The organism is Sanguibacter hominis ATCC BAA-789, from assembly GCF_012396185.1.
In the GTDB taxonomy this organism is placed as follows: domain Bacteria; phylum Actinomycetota; class Actinomycetes; order Actinomycetales; family Cellulomonadaceae; genus Flavimobilis; species Flavimobilis hominis.
This window is the reverse complement of the sequence record NZ_JAAXOW010000001.1, coordinates 139,950-156,591: the sequence shown is the minus strand read 5'-3', so window position 1 is coordinate 156,591 and position 16,642 is coordinate 139,950. Positions and strand designations below refer to the sequence as shown.

Annotated in this window: 16 protein-coding genes and 1 pseudogene; 16 read left to right on the top strand and 1 reads right to left on the bottom strand. The window is 71.5% G+C overall.

Features of this window, described 5'->3' with window-relative positions; genetic code table 11:
• The first annotated feature begins 68 nt into the window (after positions 1 to 68).
• The 5 genes from HF995_RS13680 to HF995_RS00705 all read left to right on the top strand — a co-directional run bounded on the left by HF995_RS13680 (position 69) and on the right by HF995_RS00705 (position 5,145).
• Positions 69 to 425: a YraN family protein gene (locus HF995_RS13680; protein WP_168445932.1), complete on the top strand. Its 357-nt coding sequence runs from the start codon at positions 69 to 71 to the stop codon at positions 423 to 425.
• A complete protein-coding gene (locus HF995_RS00720) occupies positions 422 to 1,960 on the top strand; it encodes a YifB family Mg chelatase-like AAA ATPase (protein ID WP_168445931.1) in 1,539 nt (512 codons plus the stop codon). The genes HF995_RS13680 and HF995_RS00720 overlap by 4 nt, the downstream gene beginning before the upstream one ends.
• Positions 1,957 to 3,177, top strand: coding sequence for a DNA-processing protein DprA (gene dprA / locus HF995_RS00715; protein ID WP_168445930.1), 1,221 nt, complete (start codon positions 1,957 to 1,959; stop codon positions 3,175 to 3,177). Before HF995_RS00720 ends, dprA begins: the two co-directional genes overlap by 4 nt.
• A 161-nt stretch (positions 3,178 to 3,338) precedes the next feature.
• Entirely contained in the window at positions 3,339 to 4,265 is a 927-nt protein-coding gene (locus tag HF995_RS00710) for a tyrosine recombinase XerC (RefSeq protein ID WP_168446922.1), read from the top strand.
• Positions 4,266 to 4,281: 16 nt separating this feature from the next.
• Complete coding sequence (locus HF995_RS00705) at positions 4,282 to 5,145, top strand: FliA/WhiG family RNA polymerase sigma factor (RefSeq protein WP_168445929.1); 864 nt, start codon at positions 4,282 to 4,284, stop codon at positions 5,143 to 5,145.
• Positions 5,146 to 5,263: 118 nt separating this feature from the next.
• On the opposite strand, the pseudogene HF995_RS00700 reads toward HF995_RS00705, so the two are convergent.
• Positions 5,264 to 5,686, bottom strand: a pseudogene (locus tag HF995_RS00700) (peptidoglycan DD-metalloendopeptidase family protein); the annotation flags it as partial.
• Between the two features lie 382 nt (positions 5,687 to 6,068).
• Here HF995_RS00700 and rpsB point away from each other — a divergent pair.
• From rpsB to HF995_RS00645, 11 genes are all read left to right on the top strand, one after another.
• Entirely contained in the window at positions 6,069 to 6,941 is an 873-nt protein-coding gene (gene rpsB / locus HF995_RS00695) for a 30S ribosomal protein S2 (protein ID WP_168445928.1), read from the top strand.
• 78 nt (positions 6,942 to 7,019) lie between these two features.
• On the top strand, positions 7,020 to 7,865 hold the full coding sequence (gene tsf, locus HF995_RS00690; RefSeq protein ID WP_168445927.1) for a translation elongation factor Ts: 846 nt from the start codon (positions 7,020 to 7,022) through the stop codon (positions 7,863 to 7,865).
• Positions 7,866 to 7,984: 119 nt separating this feature from the next.
• Positions 7,985 to 8,728 carry a UMP kinase gene (gene pyrH / locus HF995_RS00685; RefSeq protein WP_168445926.1) on the top strand — a complete coding sequence of 248 codons (744 nt, stop codon included), beginning with the start codon at positions 7,985 to 7,987 and terminating at the stop codon, positions 8,726 to 8,728.
• 63 nt (positions 8,729 to 8,791) lie between these two features.
• A complete protein-coding gene (gene frr, locus HF995_RS00680; RefSeq protein ID WP_168445925.1) occupies positions 8,792 to 9,349 on the top strand; it encodes a ribosome recycling factor in 558 nt (185 codons plus the stop codon).
• Positions 9,349 to 10,203, top strand: a complete 855-nt coding sequence (locus HF995_RS00675) for a phosphatidate cytidylyltransferase (RefSeq protein WP_168445924.1) — start codon at positions 9,349 to 9,351, stop codon at positions 10,201 to 10,203. The genes frr and HF995_RS00675 overlap by 1 nt, the downstream gene beginning before the upstream one ends.
• Positions 10,204 to 10,225: 22 nt before the next feature.
• A complete protein-coding gene (gene rlmN / locus HF995_RS00670) occupies positions 10,226 to 11,362 on the top strand; it encodes a 23S rRNA (adenine(2503)-C(2))-methyltransferase RlmN (RefSeq protein ID WP_168445923.1) in 1,137 nt (378 codons plus the stop codon).
• Positions 11,359 to 11,913 carry a DivIVA domain-containing protein gene (locus HF995_RS00665; RefSeq protein ID WP_350308674.1) on the top strand — a complete coding sequence of 185 codons (555 nt, stop codon included), beginning with the start codon at positions 11,359 to 11,361 and terminating at the stop codon, positions 11,911 to 11,913. The genes rlmN and HF995_RS00665 overlap by 4 nt, the downstream gene beginning before the upstream one ends.
• A complete protein-coding gene (dxr, locus tag HF995_RS00660) occupies positions 11,910 to 13,079 on the top strand; it encodes a 1-deoxy-D-xylulose-5-phosphate reductoisomerase (protein WP_168445922.1) in 1,170 nt (389 codons plus the stop codon). Before HF995_RS00665 ends, dxr begins: the two co-directional genes overlap by 4 nt.
• Before the next feature lie 90 nt (positions 13,080 to 13,169).
• Entirely contained in the window at positions 13,170 to 14,474 is a 1,305-nt protein-coding gene (locus HF995_RS00655) for a M50 family metallopeptidase (protein ID WP_168445921.1), read from the top strand.
• Positions 14,475 to 14,549: 75 nt separating this feature from the next.
• Positions 14,550 to 15,713, top strand: coding sequence for a flavodoxin-dependent (E)-4-hydroxy-3-methylbut-2-enyl-diphosphate synthase (gene ispG, locus HF995_RS00650; RefSeq protein WP_168445920.1), 1,164 nt, complete (start codon positions 14,550 to 14,552; stop codon positions 15,711 to 15,713).
• A 13-nt stretch (positions 15,714 to 15,726) separates the two neighbouring features.
• Positions 15,727 to 16,623, top strand: a complete 897-nt coding sequence (locus HF995_RS00645; protein WP_168445919.1) for a GNAT family N-acetyltransferase — start codon at positions 15,727 to 15,729, stop codon at positions 16,621 to 16,623.
• The last annotated feature ends 19 nt before the right edge of the window (positions 16,624 to 16,642 follow it).

The window sequence follows — 16,642 nt, the reverse complement described above, 5'->3', positions numbered from 1 at the left end:
CACGTGCTCGCCGTGCTCCGCCCGGATTGCGCCCACCCGGCCGCACCCTGGTGGCCGGAGGTGGTGCCATGCGTGCCAAGGACGCCGTCGGACGGCGAGGAGAGCAGTGGGCCGCAGAGCGGCTCGAAGAGCTCGGATGGACGGTCCTGGACCGGAACTGGCGCGGGCATGCCGGCGAGCTGGACATCGTCGCGCTCGACGGCGACGAGCTCGTGCTCGTCGAGGTCAAGACACGGACCGGGCGCGGGTTCGGCCACCCGGCCGAGGCAGTCACGGACACGAAGCTCTCGCGGGTGCGCAGGCTCGGCGGGCAGTGGCTCCACGAGCACGATCTGAGGCCGCGCTCCGTCCGGGTCGACGTCGTCGCGATCGTCGCCGAGCCCGGACGTCCCGTCGTGCTCGAGCACCTCGTGGGTGTGTCGTGAGCGGGCTCGGCACGGCCGGGGCCGTCGCGCTCGTCGGCCTCACGGGCCATCTCGTCGAGGTCGAGGCGCACCTCGCGGCGTCGGTCCCGGGGTTCACGCTCATCGGCCTCCCGGACGCGTCGCTGAGCGAGGCCCGCGACCGGGTCCGCGCCGCCGTCACGTCGAGCGGCATGTCGTGGCCCCAGCGCAAGGTGACCGTCAACCTGTCGCCCGCCTCGCTCCCCAAGCACGGCTCCGCGTTCGACCTCGCGATCGCCGTCGCGACCCTCAGCGGTGCCGGGCTGATCGACGCAGCGTCCGCGCGGGGTGTCGTGCACCTCGGAGAGCTCGGGCTCGACGGGCGCGTGCACCCCGTCCGCGGGGTGCTGCCGTCGGTCGCCGCTGCCGTCGCGGGCGGCGCGAGGCGCGTCGTCGTGTCCGCCGCCGACGAGCGCGAGGCGCGTCTCGTCCCCGGCGCCGAGGTCCACGCGGTCGCCTCGCTCGCCGAGCTTGCGTACGCGTACGGGGCGGACATCCCCGAGCCCGAGGCACGCGCGGCTCGCGGCCTCCCGTCGCCGCCGGGCCCGCTCGAGAGCGCACCCGACCTCGCGGACGTCGTCGGCCAGCACGAGGCGCGCGCCGCGCTCGAGGTCGCCGCCGCCGGCGCTCACCACCTGCTCATGGTCGGGCCGCCGGGCGCGGGCAAGACCATGCTCGCCGCGCGCCTTCCCGGACTCCTTCCAGACCTGACCGACGACGAGTCTGTCGAGGTGACCGCCGTGCACTCCGTCGCGGGGACGTTCGACCCGACGCGCGGGCTCATCCGGCGCCCTCCGTTCGAGGACCCGCACCACACCGCGACCGCAGCATCGATCGTCGGCGGCGGGTCGGGTGTGCCGCGACCCGGCGCGGCCTCGCGCGCGCACCGCGGCGTGCTCTTCATGGACGAGGCCCCGGAGTTCGCCACCCGTGTGCTCCAGACGCTGCGTCAGCCGCTCGAGAACGGTGAGCTCGTCATTCACCGCGTGAGCGGCGCCGCGCGGTACCCCGCCCGATTCCAGCTCGTCCTCGCAGCCAACCCGTGCCCGTGCGGCCTCGCGGTCGGCAAGGGAACCGGCTGCACGTGCGCGCCCATGGCGCGCCGACGGTACTTCGGCCGGCTCGCCGGGCCGCTCCTCGACCGCGTCGACCTCCAGGTCGAGGTCGGCCCGGTCACGCGGACGGAGATCGCCGAGAACACCCCGGGCGAGCCCACGGCCGTCGTCGCGGCACGGGTCGCCGCAGCGCGGGGGGCGCAGCGCGAACGGCTCGGCCAGCACGGGTGGACGACCAACTCCCAGGTCCCCGGGAGCCACCTGCGCACGCTGCTCGGACCACGGCACGGAGGCGTGGCCCTCCTCGACGCGGCACTCGACCGGGGTGCCCTCAGCCTGCGCGGCGCCGACCGCGTGCTGCGCACCGCCTGGACGATCGCCGACCTCGCGGGACTCGGGAGCCCGGGCCGCGAGGAGATCGGGCAGGCGCTCGCACTGCGGACCCGGGGGAGTGGCGCATGAAGGTCTCGTTCGACACTGCCGACCCCGTGCTCGCCGCGGCCGCATGGAGCCGTGTCGCCGAGCCGGGTGACACGACCGCCGGCATGCTCGTCCGGGCGGTGGGGGCGACTGCCGCCCTGGACTGGACGCTCGCTGCGATCGGTCCTGGTGCCGAACGGCCCGCCGTCGACGGGCTGCTCGAGAGGCTCGGTGTCCCGGCGGTGCGACGCAGCGCGCTCGCCCGACGGATCCTCGCCGGGCTCGCGCGATGGGCGCCCCGGCTCGACGGCGTCGACCCTCGTCGAGAGCTGCGCGTCCTGAGGTCCCTCGACGGCAGCCTCCTCCTGCCGGGGGCGAGAGGCTGGCCGCGCGGCGCAGACCTGCTCGGCGACGCCGCGCCGTTCTGCCTCTGGGTCCGCGACGGACGCGGGGACCTGTCGGACTGGGACGCCGCACTCGGACGCTCGGTCGCGCTCGTCGGGGCTCGCGCGAGCACCGACTACGGCACGCGCATCGCCGCCGACCTGGCTGCAGGCCTCGCAGACCGGCGCTTCGTCGTCGTCTCGGGCGGGGCGTACGGGATCGACGCCGCAGCCCATCGCGGGGCGCTCGCGGCTGGGGGTACCACCGTCGCGGTCATGGCGGGCGGCGTCGACCGCCTCTACCCCGCAGGCAACCGGGACCTGCTGGAACGGATCCTCGTCGAGGGTGGTGCCGTCGTGTCGGAGGTTCCGCCCGGCTCGATGCCCAGCAGGACGCGCTTCCTGCAGCGCAACCGGGTCATCGCGGCGCTCGCGGGCGCGACCGTCGTCGTCGAGGCTGCCTGGCGTTCGGGTTCCCTCAGCACGGCGGCCCATGCCGCGAGGCTCAACCGCCCTGTGGGGGCGGTGCCGGGTCCGGTCACCTCGATGGCCTCGGCCGGCTGCCACCGGCTGATGCGCGAGCACGCCGCCGTGTGCGTCACGGACGCGGACGAGGTCGCCGAGCTGGCTGGGGCGATCGGTGGCGACGCCGCGCCGGAGAGGAGCGTGGAGGTGCGCGCGACCGACGGGCTCGGCGACGCCGCCCGGAGCGTGTACGACGCGCTCCCGCTCAGGGCGTCCGCACGGGTCGAGGCCCTCGCCAAGGCCTCCGGTGCCGGGCCTCGCGACGTGCTCTCGGGGCTCGGGGAGCTGGAGGCGCGGGGACTGGCGGTGCGCACAGGCTCAGGTTGGCGCCGGGACAGAGGTCCTGCCTGAACAACTGTCGAAGCGATTCGCCGATAACGTTCTCGTGAACTTCTCAGGAAGCGAACCGTTATATCGGCACGGGCTGTGACGAAACGGACATGGCTGCCGCGATTTATCGGAGTCGCCCCTTGTGCAGCGGTGGTGCGGCACGTCACCGTTGACCCGTGCAGATGGACCAGGGTCCCGGCGACACGGCGCAGTGGGACGCGCTCGTGTCGGACTTCTGCACGCACCTGGAGCTTCAACGCGGCCTCGCCGTGCACACCGTCCGCGCGTACCGCAGCGATGTCGAGCAGCTCGTCTCCTACATCTGCCGGGACGGCAGCCGCGGCCCGCGCGACGTGACGATCGACGACCTCCGCGGCTGGCTCGCCGACCAGAGCGAGCGGAACCTGTCGCGCGCGACGCTCGCGCGGCGCGGAGCGAGCGTGCGCTCCTTCTTCGAGTGGGCCGCCCGCAGCGGCTATCTTGCCAGCGACCCCGCGAGCAGGCTGGCGAGCCCGCGCGCCGACCGCACCTTGCCCACGGTCCTCGGCGTCGAGGCGGCTGAACGCCTCATGGAGGCGACCCGTGAGCGGGCGGAGAGCGACGACCCGACGCACCTGCGTGACTGGGCCGCTGTCGAGCTGCTCTACGCGACGGGGATCCGTGTCGGCGAGCTCGTCGGCGTCGACGTCGAGGACGTCGACCTCGGGCAGCGCCTCGTCCGTGTCGTCGGCAAGGGGGACCGTGAGCGGGCCGTCCCGTTCGGTGTCCCTGCGGCCGATGCCGTCACGCAGTGGCTCGAGAGGGGACGCCCCGTCCTCGTGTCCTCGGCCTCCCAGCGCGCTCTTCTCATCGGCAACCGCGGGCAGCGTTGGGGGCAGCGCCAGATCCGTCAGGCGGTCCACGATCTGACGGCGCTCGCAGGGGTTGACGACATCGCGCCGCACGGCCTGCGGCACACAGCGGCGACCCACCTCCTCGCGGGCGGCTCGGACCTCCGCGGCGTGCAGGAGGTCCTCGGTCACGCGACCCTCGCCACGACCCAGCGGTACACCCACGTCAGCCCCGAGCGCCTGCGCTCGTCATTCCAGCTTGCGCACCCCCGTGCCTGAGTCCCGAGGAACACCGATGAGCCAGCCAGCAGCGACGCCCACCCTGACCGCGGTGCCGGTCCAGGCGCCGAGCACGACGTTCCGCCCTTACCTCGTCCCCGACGAGGTCGACGTGGCGGCCGAGATCGCGCAGGCGTGGCTCGACTACAAGCGTGAGGCCTGCACGGCACGCCGCGAGCAGCTGATCCTGCACTACGCGCCGCTCGTCGCAGCGGTCGCGTCGCGCATCGCCACCCGCCTCCCGAGCTCCGTCGAGCACGCCGACCTCGTCTCGTACGGCATGTTCGGGCTCATCGACGCGATCGAGAAGTTCGAGCTGGACCGCGAGATCAAGTTCGAGACGTATGCGTCGTCCCGCATCCGTGGCGCGATCATCGACGAGCTGCGCTCGATCGACTGGTTGCCGCGCTCCGTCCGCACGAAGGCGCGTGCGATCGACCGGGCGCACAGCGAGCTCGAGGCGATCCACCACCGCAGCCCCCAGGAGAGCGAGGTCGCCGCCCAGCTCGGCGTCCAGGTCGAAGAGGTCCGCGCGGTCCGCACCCAGGTCGCCTCGGCGAACGTCGTCGCCCTCGACGAGCTGCTCAGTATCGGCGCCGAGCAGTTCGGCCAGGTGAGCGCGGTGGACGCGACGCACCAGAGCCGGACCAACGACCCTGCCCGCACGTTCGAGGCGAAGGAGACGAAGTTCCTCCTGTCGCAGGCGATCGGTCGGCTCTCGGACCGCGAGAAGCTGGTCCTGACGTTCTACTACTTCCAGAACATGACCCTTGCGGAGATCGGCACGATCCTCGGGGTGACCGAGTCGCGGATCTCTCAGATGCACACTGCTGCGATGTCGCGCCTGCGCGACCTGCTCGTCGCCGCCGAGCACGCCTGACACCGGGCGGGCGCCGCCGGCCGAGCAGCACGATCCTCGGCCGGTCCAGGAACGCGAGAGGGTCGACGTACCTCTCACCGACGCGCACGCCCCAGTGGAGGCAGGACGCGGGGGCGCAGTGACCCTGCTCTGCCGACAGGGTCGCGACGGCCTCGCCAGCGCCTACCGTCGCCCCGCGCGCGACGGTCGCGGCGACGGGTTCGAAGGACGTCCGCAGCCCGTCGTCGTGCGTGACGACGAGGACGCCGCGCCCCGCGACCTTCCCTGTGAACGTGACGACCCCGTCCGCGGGAGCGCGCACGACCTCACCGACCGCAGCAGCCAGGTCGACGCCGCGGTGGCCAGCGAGCCAGTCCTGCTCGGGCGGATCGAAAGTGGCGACGACTGCCCCTGGCTGGACGGGGCGCACCCAGCCGACGGAGCGCTGGCCGGGCGCGGCCTGTGACGGTTCGTGAGGGGTGGCGGGAGGTGGCGCCGCGAGGACGAGCGCGACGATCGCGGCCACCGGGCGCGTACGCAGCGGCACGGTCGGGAGGATCATGGGACGAGCCGAGCACGGGCGTCGCGCGCAGCGTGCGGCGCCCCGCCCGGCGGTGAGGAGCACTCCCGTCGGCGATGACTGTGGACGGGGGAGCGTCAGGTACACTTGACCCGCTCTGGCTGCGTCATGCCGTCGACCAACCTCGACGATCCTGACCAGCCGGTGACATCGCGTGCTCTGCTCCCGTTCCATGCCTGCCAGACAGGCACGGCCGCCTACGGGCGGAGGGGGGTCGAGGGGTGGTCCGGTTCGCCGGTCCCTCGATCCAGGGCACCAGGGGTGGTCCCGACCGGGACGACCGACAACCGCACGCGGCCCGACGGGCCGCCGATCAAGGTGCACGGCAGGCGGAGGATCCGCGGCCGTGCCGGAAGGAAGTGCCATGGCAGTCGTGACCATGCGCCAGCTCCTCGAGAGCGGTGTCCACTTCGGACACCAGACCCGCCGCTGGAACCCGAAGATGAAGCGGTTCATCTTCACGGAGCGCAACGGCATCTACATCGTCGACCTGCAGCAGTCGCTGTCGTACATCGACACCGCGTACGAGTTCGTCAAGCAGACGGTCGCCCACGGCGGCTCGATCCTGTTCGTCGGTACGAAGAAGCAGGCGCAGGAGCCCATCGCCGAGCAGGCCGCTCGCGTCGGGATGCCCTACGTCAACCACCGCTGGCTCGGTGGCATGCTCACCAACTTCGGCACGGTCCACAAGCGCCTTCAGCGTATGAAGGAGCTCGAGCAGATCGACTTCGACGACGTCGCTGGCTCGAACCTGACGAAGAAGGAGCTTCTCGTGCTCCGCCGCGAGAAGGACAAGCTCACGAAGACCCTCGGTGGTATCCGTGACATGGCGAAGGTCCCCTCCGCCGTCTGGATCGTCGACACGAACAAGGAGCACCTCGCTGTCGCCGAGGCGCGCAAGCTCAACATCCCGATCGTCGCGATCCTCGACACCAACTGCGACCCGGACGTTGTCGACTACAAGATCCCGGGCAACGACGACGCGATCCGCGCCGTCGCGCTGCTGACCCGCGTGATCGCTGACGCCGTCGCGGACGGTCTGCTCCAGCGTGCGTCGGGCAAGTCCGGTGCCGCCGAGGCGCCGGCCGAGCCGCTCGCCGAGTGGGAGCGCGAGCTCCTCGCTGGCGACGCCGCTGCTGAGGCCGCTCCCGCCGCCGAGGCTGCTCCGGCCGCCGAGGCTGCCCCCGTCGCTGAGGCTGCTCCCGCGGCCGAGGCCGAGGCGCCGAAGTCCGAGTGATGACTGCAGCCGGGCGGGGAGCACCCCGCCCGGCTGCCGTCTTCCCACCGCACACCACCACAGGCAAGGGACCACATCATGGCGAACTACACCGCCGCTGACATCAAGGCGCTGCGCGAGCGCACGGGCGCCGGCATGCTCGACGTCAAGAAGGCTCTCGACGAGGCGAACGGCGACTCCGACAAGGCGCTCGAGATCCTCCGCATCAAGGGCCTCAAGGGCGTCTCCAAGCGCGAGGACCGCGCGACGTCCGAGGGCCTCGTCGCCGTCGACATCACCACGACCGACGCGGGTGAGACCGGCACCCTCGTCGAGCTCAACTGCGAGACCGACTTCGTCGCGAAGAACGAGAAGTTCATCGGCCTCGCTGACACCGTGCTTGCCGCGGTCGTCGCCGCAGGCGCGACCGACGTCGAGTCGGCTCTCGCCGCACCGACGGCTGACGGCACCGTCGCGGACACCGTGACCAACCTGTCCGCGGAGATCGGCGAGAAGGTCGTCCTGCGTCGCGTCGCCGTCGTCTCCGGCCCGAAGGTCACGAGCTACGTGCACCGCACGGCCAAGGACCTCCCGCCGACGATCGGTGTCCTCGTCGTCACCGACGCCGCCGGTGCATCCGTGGGCAAGGACGTCGCGCAGCACGTCGCCGCGCTCGCCCCGACCTACCTCAGCCGCGAGGACGTCCCGGCCGAGGCTGTCGAGAACGAGCGCCGCATCGTCGAGGAGACGGCGCGCAACGAGGGCGGCAACAAGCCCGAGCACATCATCGCGAAGATCGCGGAGAACCGTCTCAACAAGTTCTTCGAAGAGGTCGTCCTTCTCGAGCAGCCGCTCGCCAAGGACCCGAGCAAGACCGTCGGCAAGGTCGCTCAGGAGGCCGGCGGCAACGTCGTGTCCTTCGTGCGCTTCCGCGTCGGGGCCTGACTCCTGCACGCGCCGTCGGCCCGACCCCGGTGGGGTCGGGCCGACGGCGCACCCGCACCACCTCAGCACCTGTCCGCGGCGCGCGGACGGACCACGAGAGCACGAGAAGGCGAGACCCGATGAGCGACGAGACCACGACCACGCAGACGTCGAAGAAGGCGCGCCGCGTCCTGCTGAAGCTCTCCGGAGAGATGTTCGGCGGTGGTCAGATCGGGCTCGCTCCCGACGTGGTCCAGCGTGTCGCTGCGGAGATCGCCGCGGCCGTCAACGCGGGCGTCCAGGTCGCGATCGTCGTCGGTGGCGGCAACTTCTTCCGCGGGGCCGAGCTCTCGCAGCGTGGCCTCGACCGCGCCCGCGCCGACTACATGGGAATGCTCGGCACCGTCATGAACTGCCTCGCTCTCCAGGACTTCCTCGAGAAGGAGGGCATCTCGACGCGCGTGCAGACCGCGATCGCGATGGGCCAGGTCGCCGAGAACTACATCCCGCTGCGCGCCATCCGGCACATGGAGAAGGGCCGTGTCGTCATCTTCGGCGCAGGCGCCGGCATGCCCTACTTCTCGACCGACACGGTCGCCGTCCAGCGCACCCTCGAGACGCGCTGCGACGAGGTCCTCATGGGCAAGAACGGCGTGGACGGCGTCTACTCCGCCGACCCGAACGTCGACCCCGACGCCCGCAAGCTCGACACCCTCACGTACTCGGACGCTCTCCTGCACGGGCTCAAGGTCGTCGACTCGACCGCCTTCAGCCTCTGCATGGACAACGACGTCACGATGCGCGTCTTCGGCATGGGGGAGACCGGTAACGTGACCCGCGCCCTCCTGGGTGAGAACATCGGCACGGTAGTCACCACGCGCTGAGCGTGGCCACGAAGCAACCCCCGCTCGCTGACGCGAGCACCCAACGCGACACAAGGAGCACCGGTGATCGACGAGACTCTCCTCGAGGCAGAGGAAAAGATGGACAAGGCACTGGAGGTCGCCAAGGAGGACTTCGCGGCGATCCGCACCGGTCGTGCCAACGCGGCGATGTTTTCCAAGATCTTCGTCGAGTACTACGGCAGCCCCACTCCTCTGCAGCAGCTTGCGTCGTTCAACGTCACCGAGGCGCGCACGGTGCTCATCTCCCCGTTCGACAAGACGGCGATGACGGCGATCGAGAAGGCACTGCGCGACTCCGACCTCGGCGTCAACCCGGCGAACGACGGCAACGTCATCCGTGTCGTGCTGCCTGCACTGACGGAGGAGCGTCGCCGCGACTACGTCAAGCTCGCCAAGTCCAAGGCTGAGGACGCGCGCGTCTCCGTGCGTTCCGTGCGTCGCAAGGCGAAGGACGCGATCGACCGCGCCGTCAAGGACGGTGAGATCGGTGAGGACGAGGGCTCGCGTGCAGAGAAGGAGCTCGACGGACTCACGAAGCGTCACACCGACGAGATCGACGTCATCCTCGCCGCCAAGGAAGCCGAGCTTCTCGAGGTCTGATGGCTGACCTGCCCGTGGACGCTGAGCCTCGCACCTCCTCGACCGGCGGACGTGACCTTCCGAAGGCCGTCGCGGTGGGGGTGGGCCTGCTCGTCGTCGTCGTCGGCTCCCTCTACCTGTGGCGGCCCGCGTTCGTCCTGTTCGCTCTGGTCGCAGTGTGCGCGGCCTTGTGGGAGTTGGCTCAGGCGTTCTCCCGCCGTGACGTGCACCTCCCGCTCGCCCCGCTGTGGGTGGGCACCGCAGGGATCCTCGTCTCGGCGTACACGTCGGGCCTCGAGGCCCTCATGGTGTCGTTCGTGCTGACGGTCGTGGGTGTCGTCGTGTGGCGTGCGATCGACGCGCGTGGAGCGCGTGCCCTGCGCGATGCCTCGGCCGGCGCGTTCGCCGCCGCGTACCTGCCTCTCATGGCAGGTTTCGCGATGCTCCTGCTCGCGCAGCCCGACGGCGCCACGCGCGTCCTCGTGTTCGTTCTGCTCGCGGTCGCGAGCGACACCGGTGGCTTCTTCGCCGGCGTCCGGTTCGGCAAGCACCCGCTCGCCCCGACGATCAGCCCCAAGAAGAGCTGGGAAGGGCTGGCTGGCTCGTTCCTGCTCGCGCTCGCCGTCGGGCTCGTCGGCGGCGTCGTCGTGCTCGGCGAGCCGCTCTGGGTCGGGTTCGCGCTCGGCGTCGCGACCCCTGTCACCGCGACGCTCGGCGACCTCGCCGAGTCGCTGCTCAAGAGAGACATGGAGCTCAAGGACATGGGCACGCTGCTTCCCGGGCACGGCGGCGTGCTCGACCGGCTCGACTCCCTGCTCCTTACCGCCCCGTTCGTGTACCTCCTGCTGTCCGTGTCCCTGCCGGCCGCGGGCTGACCAACCCTGAGAGACTTCTCCCATGTCAGAACGACGCGTCCCCGTGACGCTCAACCTCGCCACCCCGGCCGCTGGCCGGCGGGGCAAGCCGCCGCGCCACTTCGCGGACCTAACCCCCGAGGAGCGCGTCGTCGCGGTGACCGAGGCGGGGGAGAAGCCCTTCCGCGCGAAGCAGCTCGCGCAGCACTACTACGGGCACCTCACCTCGGACCCGGCGCTCATGACGGACCTGCCCGCGGCGACGCGCGAGGGCCTCACCGAGACGCTCTTCCCGCCGCTCCTGCGTGCGTCTCGCACGCTCAAGGCCGACGGTGGCACGACCGTGAAGACGCTCTGGCACCTGTTCGACGACGCGAAGGTCGAGTCGGTGCTCATGCAGTACCCGAACCGGTCGACGCTGTGCGTCTCCAGCCAGGCTGGCTGCGGCATGGCGTGCCCGTTCTGCGCCACCGGGCAGCTCGGCCTGACCCGCAACCTATCGACCGCGGAGATCGTCGAGCAGGTGCGCGCGGCGTCGCGCTCGCTCGTCGACGGTGAGATCCCCGGCGGGTCGGGCCGCCTCAACAACCTCGTGTTCATGGGCATGGGTGAGCCGCTCGCCAACTACAAGGCCGTCATGGGCACGATCCGGCAGCTCGTCGCCCCGGTGCCGGACGGCATGGGGATGTCGGCGCGCAACATCACGGTGTCGACGGTCGGTCTGGTGCCCGCGATGCGCAAGCTCAGCGGCGAGGGGCTGCCGCTCACGCTCGCGCTGTCCCTGCACGCGCCGGACGACGAGCTGCGCTCGGAGCTCGTGCCGATCAACACCCGCTGGTCGGTCGACGAGACGCTCGACGCGGCGAAGGAGTACCACACGGTCACGGGTCGTCGCGTGAGCATCGAGTACGCGCTGATCCGCGACATGAACGACCACGCGTGGCGCGCCGACCTGCTCGGCAAGAAGCTCAACGCGCGGGGCCGGGGCTGGGTGCACGTCAACCCGATCCCGCTCAACCCGACGCCGGGCTCGATCTGGACGGCGAGCGACCCCGCGGTCGAGGCAGAGTTCGTCGCGCGCCTGCGCGGCCACGGCATCCCCACGACGATCCGCGACACCCGCGGCAGCGACATCGATGGCGCGTGCGGCCAGCTGGCCGCCGAGGAGGAGGACGAGTGAGCAGCACCATGTTCTCGACCGTGTCCAGGCTCCGTACCGGGTATGCCCCGGAGGACGTCGACGAGCTCTTCGACCGCGCTCGGCGCGAGTACGAGGGCTCGGCAAGCACGGGTCTCGACGCTGCGTCGATCCACCGGGCTGCGTTCGGCTTCACGCGCGGCGGCTACGCGTTCGCGGAGGTCGACGCGGCGCTCGACCGTCTCGAGTCCGCATTCGTGGCGAAGGAGCGCACCGAGTACGTCGCCCAGAACGGGCAGCAGGCGTGGATGGCCCTGCTCGCCGAGCGTGCACGCACGCTGTACGGGCGGTTGAGCCGCCCGGCGGGGGAGAAGTTCGCTCCTGGCAGCCGGGGCCACTGGTCGTACGACGCCGACGACGTCGACGCTCTGTGCGCCCGCCTCGTGAGCTACTTCGACCGCGGCGAGCCGATCACGTCCACCGAGGTTCGTGAGGCCAAGTTCCGGCGTCGGCGCGGTCGGGACGGTTACGCCGAGGCTCCCGTCGACGCGTTCCTCACCCGCGCCATCGAGGTCCTCCTGGGCGTCGAGTGACCTCCGACGGGCGTCGCACGGTCGCGCTGCTCGGGTCGACGGGGTCGATCGGTACGCAGGCGATCGACGTCGTCAGGCGCAACCCTGGTCGTTTCGACGTCGTCGCGCTGAGCGCAGGTGGCCGTGACCCGGGTCTGCTCGCACGTCAGGCGCGTGAGGTCGGGGCACGCGTCGTCGCGGTGCACGACGAGTCCGCGCGTGCCGCGGTCGTCGAGGCGCTCGAGGGTACGGGCGTCGAGGTCCTCGCCGGTCCTCGGGCTGCGTCCCAGGTCGCGGCGTGCGGTGCGGACGTCGTCCTCAACGGCATCACGGGCTCTGTCGGTCTCGAGCCGACGATCGCGGCGCTCGAGGCGGGCTCGACGCTCGCGCTCGCGAACAAGGAGTCGCTCGTCGTCGGAGGGGCGCTCGTCACGAAGGCCGCGGTGCGGCCCGGGCAGATCGTGCCGGTGGACTCGGAGCATTCTGCGATCGCGCAAGCGCTGCGCTCCGGACGTCGTGACGAGGTTCGCCGTCTCGTGCTCACCGCGTCGGGCGGACCGTTCCGCGGATGGACGCGCGAGGAGATGGCGGGCGTGACCGCCGAACAGGCGCTCGCGCACCCGACCTGGGCGATGGGTCCGGTCGTCACGGTGAACTCGGCGTCGATGATGAACAAGGGCCTCGAGCTGATCGAGGCGCACCTGCTCTTCGACGTGCCGGTCGCCGACATCACGGTCGTCGTGCATCCGCAGTCGGTCGTCCACTCGATGGTCGAGTTCACGGACGGGTCGACGATCGCGCAGGCGTCGCCACCAGACATGCGCATCCCGATCGCGCTCGGCCTCGGCTGGCCCGACCGCGTGCCAGACGCGGCGCCCGCGTGCGACTGGACCGCCGCGACGTCGTGGACGTTCGAGCCGCTCGACGAGGTGACGTTCCGCGCCGTCGGCCTCGCGCGTCATGCCGTGACCGCGTCGCCGACGCACCCGGCCGTGCTCAACGCCGCGAACGAGGAGTGCGTCGACGCGTTCCTCGCCGGCCGCATCGGTTTCCTCGACATCGTCGCGACCGTCGAGGCAGTTCTCGCCGAGCACGAGGGCCCGGGAACCTCTCACCTGACTCCCAGCCTCGTGCTCGAGACTGAGTCGTGGGCCCGTGCTCGGGCGAACGAGGTGCTCGCGCGCTGACGCCGCCGTTCCTGCCCGGGACCCGCCAGCCGTACCATCACCCTGAACGCCCCGTCGGGGCGAAGCACAGCACCGAGGAGAAGCAGTCGCATGGGGTACCTGATCGGTGTCGTCGTGTTCGTCGTCGGGATGCTCCTGTCGATCGCGCTCCACGAGGTCGGGCACATGGTGCCCGCGAAGCGCTTCGGCGTGCGGGTGAGCCAGTACATGGTCGGCTTCGGGCCGACCTTGTGGTCACGGACGCGTGGCGAGACGGAGTACGGCGTCAAGGCGATCCCGCTCGGTGGCTACGTGCGGCTCGTCGGGATGTACGCGCCGGGCACGGGGGAGAGCCGGCCGGGCCGGTTCGCGGAGATGGCGCAGGACGCCCGCGACGCGTCGGCCGAGGAGATCCTCCCGGGCGAGGAGCACCGTGCCTTCTACCGGCTCTCGGCCGGGAAGAAGGTCGTCGTCATGCTGGGCGGCCCGTTCATGAACCTCCTCATCGCGCTCGTCCTCATGGGCGTGCTCGTCATGGGTGTCGGGTCCGTGCAGCCGACGACGACGGTCGAGCGCGTCGTCCCGTGCGTCCCCGCGACGACGGCGGGCGCGTGCGCAGCGGGCGACCAGCAGTCGCCAGCCGCTGCTGCGGGCCTCGAGCCTGGCGACCGGATCCTCAGCTATGCGGGCACCGACGTCGACACGTGGTCTGACGTGACGGCCGCGATCAGCGCGAACGGCGACCGCCCGGCGGCGGTCGTGATCGAGCGCGACGGCGCGCGCACCGAGGTCACGGTGCAGCCGCAGGTCGCGACGCGCACGGTGGTCGACGCCGCGGGGACGCCTGTGCTCGACGACGCGGGGGAGCCGCAGACCGTCACGTCGGCGTACGTGGGCGTGGGCCCGACCGTCGAGAAGGTCCGCGGCGACCTCGGGGACACCGCTGAGGCATTGTGGACCCAGGTCACGGGCACGGCCCGGATCGTCACCACCTTGCCCGTCCAGGTGTGGGACGTCGGCCGGACGCTCGTCACGGGCGGTGAGCGCGCCCAGGACTCGGTCATGAGCATCGTCGGTGTCGGCAGGGTCGCGGGTGAGGTCGGCTCTGCGGACCTCGAGGGCGTGACGACGGGCGACCGGGTGGTCATCTGGGTGTCGCTCCTCGCGAGCCTGAACATCGCGCTGTTCGTCTTCAATCTGATCCCGCTCCTGCCTCTCGACGGCGGTCACGTCGTCGGGGCGCTCTACGAGGGTGCGCGCCGCCAGGCCGCCCGCCTGCGCGGCCGCTCGCCGCTGCCGGGGCCTCCGGACACCGCCAGGATGATGCCTCTCGCGTACGGCGTGTTCGCCGTGCTCATCGGCATCTCCGCGCTCCTGATCGTCGCCGACCTCGTGGTGCCGGTGACGCTGACCTGAGCGGGGCGGGTGGATTGTGTGCAGCACCTCGGTCCCAGGGCGCCGCCGTCGCCTCGCGAGGGGGATACTGACGGGGTGAGCGTACCGATCAGCCTCGGCATCCCGTCCGTCAAGGAACAGCCCCCCGTCCTGGCGCCCCGGCACAAGACCCGAAAGATCCGCGTGGGCACGGTCGAGGTCGGCGGCGACGCACCGATCTCGGTCCAGTCGATGACGACGACCCCGACGACGGACATCAACGCGACGCTTCAGCAGATCGCCGAGCTGACCGCCGCGGGCTGCGACATCGTGCGTGTCGCGTGCCCGTCGCAGGACGACGCGGACGCGCTGCCGATCATCGCGAAGAAGTCACAGATCCCCGTGATCGCCGACATCCACTTCCAGCCGCGCTACGTGTTCGCGGCGATCGACGCAGGCTGCGCGGCGGTGCGGGTCAACCCGGGGAACATCCGCAGGTTCGACGACCAGGTCAAGGAGATCGCGCGTGCCGCGAGCGACGCCGGCACGTCGATCCGCATCGGGGTCAACGCCGGCTCGCTCGACCGTCGCCTGCTCGAGAAGTACGGCAAGGCGACGCCTGAGGCGCTCGTCGAGTCCGCCGTCTGGGAGGCGTCGCTCTTCGAGGAGCACGGCTTCCACGACTTCAAGATCTCCGTGAAGCACAACGACCCTGTCGTGATGGTCCGCGCGTACGAGCTGCTCGCGCAGCGTGGCGACTGGCCGCTGCACCTCGGCGTGACCGAGGCCGGCCCGGCGTTCCAGGGCACGATCAAGTCTGCGACGGCGTTCGGCGCGCTGCTCAGCCAGGGCATCGGCGACACGATCCGCGTCTCCCTCTCGGCCCCTCCCGTCGAGGAGGTCAAGGTGGGCATCCAGATCCTGCAGTCGCTCAACCTGCGCCCGCGTCGGCTCGAGATCGTGTCGTGCCCGTCCTGCGGCCGGGCCCAGGTGGACGTGTACACGCTCGCCGAACGCGTCACCGCTGGCCTCGAGGGGCTCACGGTCCCGCTGCGCGTCGCCGTCATGGGCTGCGTCGTCAACGGCCCGGGCGAGGCGCGCGAGGCTGACCTCGGCGTGGCCTCCGGGAACGGCAAGGGGCAGATCTTCGTCAAGGGTGAGGTCGTCAAGACTGTCCCGGAGGACCAGATCGTCGAGACGCTCATCGACGAGGCGATGCGTATCGCCGCGACGATGGAGCCGGTCGAGGGTGCCGCCCCGACCGTGTCGGTCGCGGGCTGAGCGCGGACGACCCGTGGGGCGCGACCTCGCCCCGGGCCTGGAGCAGGCCCGGCAGCTGACCGACGTCGACCTGCCGGCTGCTCTCGAGCTGTGCGCCGCCGACCCGGTCGGGTCGGTGCTCGGGTACTGCCGGCTGGTCGCCGCCGCCGAGAGCGGCCTCGCCTCGTCGGGAGGACAGGTGTGGGGATTCCCTGCCGAGGGGCCCCTCGAGGCGGTCTGCTGGGCAGGGGCCAACCTCGTGCCCGTCCTGTCGCCGTGGCTCACGCCGCGTCGACGAGACGAGGCGTGCGCGGCGTTCGCGGCGCTCGCGCGCGACAGGGGGCGTCGATCGTCCTCGATCGTCGGTCGTGCCGGGGCGGTGCTCGCGCTCTGGAACCATCTCGACGGCGCCTGGGGCCCTGCGCGCGAGATCCGGCCGGAGCAGCCGTCGCTCGTCATCGCGTCCTCGCCCGCGGTCGAGCCCGACCCCCGTGTGCGTGCGAGCCTCCCGGAGGAGCTCGGCACGCTCCTGCCTGCGTGCGTGAGCATGTTCGTCGAGGAGGTCGGCTACTCGCCGCTCTCGGCGTCGTCGTCCGGGTATGAGCGCCGCGTGCTGCAGCTCATCTCCGAGGGGCGCTCGTACGTGCGGGTCGACGGCGCAGGAGCAGGGCGACGCGGGACGGTCGTGTTCAAGGCGGAGGTCGGGGCGCTCGTGCCCCAGGTCGCCCAGCTCCAAGGCGTGTGGGTCACGCCGTCCCGCCGAGGGGAGGGCCTCGCCGCGCCGGGTGTGGCTGCGGTCGTCAGCGCCGTGCTCGCGACCCATGCGCCGCTCGTGTCGCTCTACGTCAACGCATACAACACCAGGGCGCTCGCGGCCTACGAGCGCGTGGGGTTCGTGCGGGAGGGCACGTACGCGACCGTGATGTTCTGACGCGGCCAGGGCAGGGGCC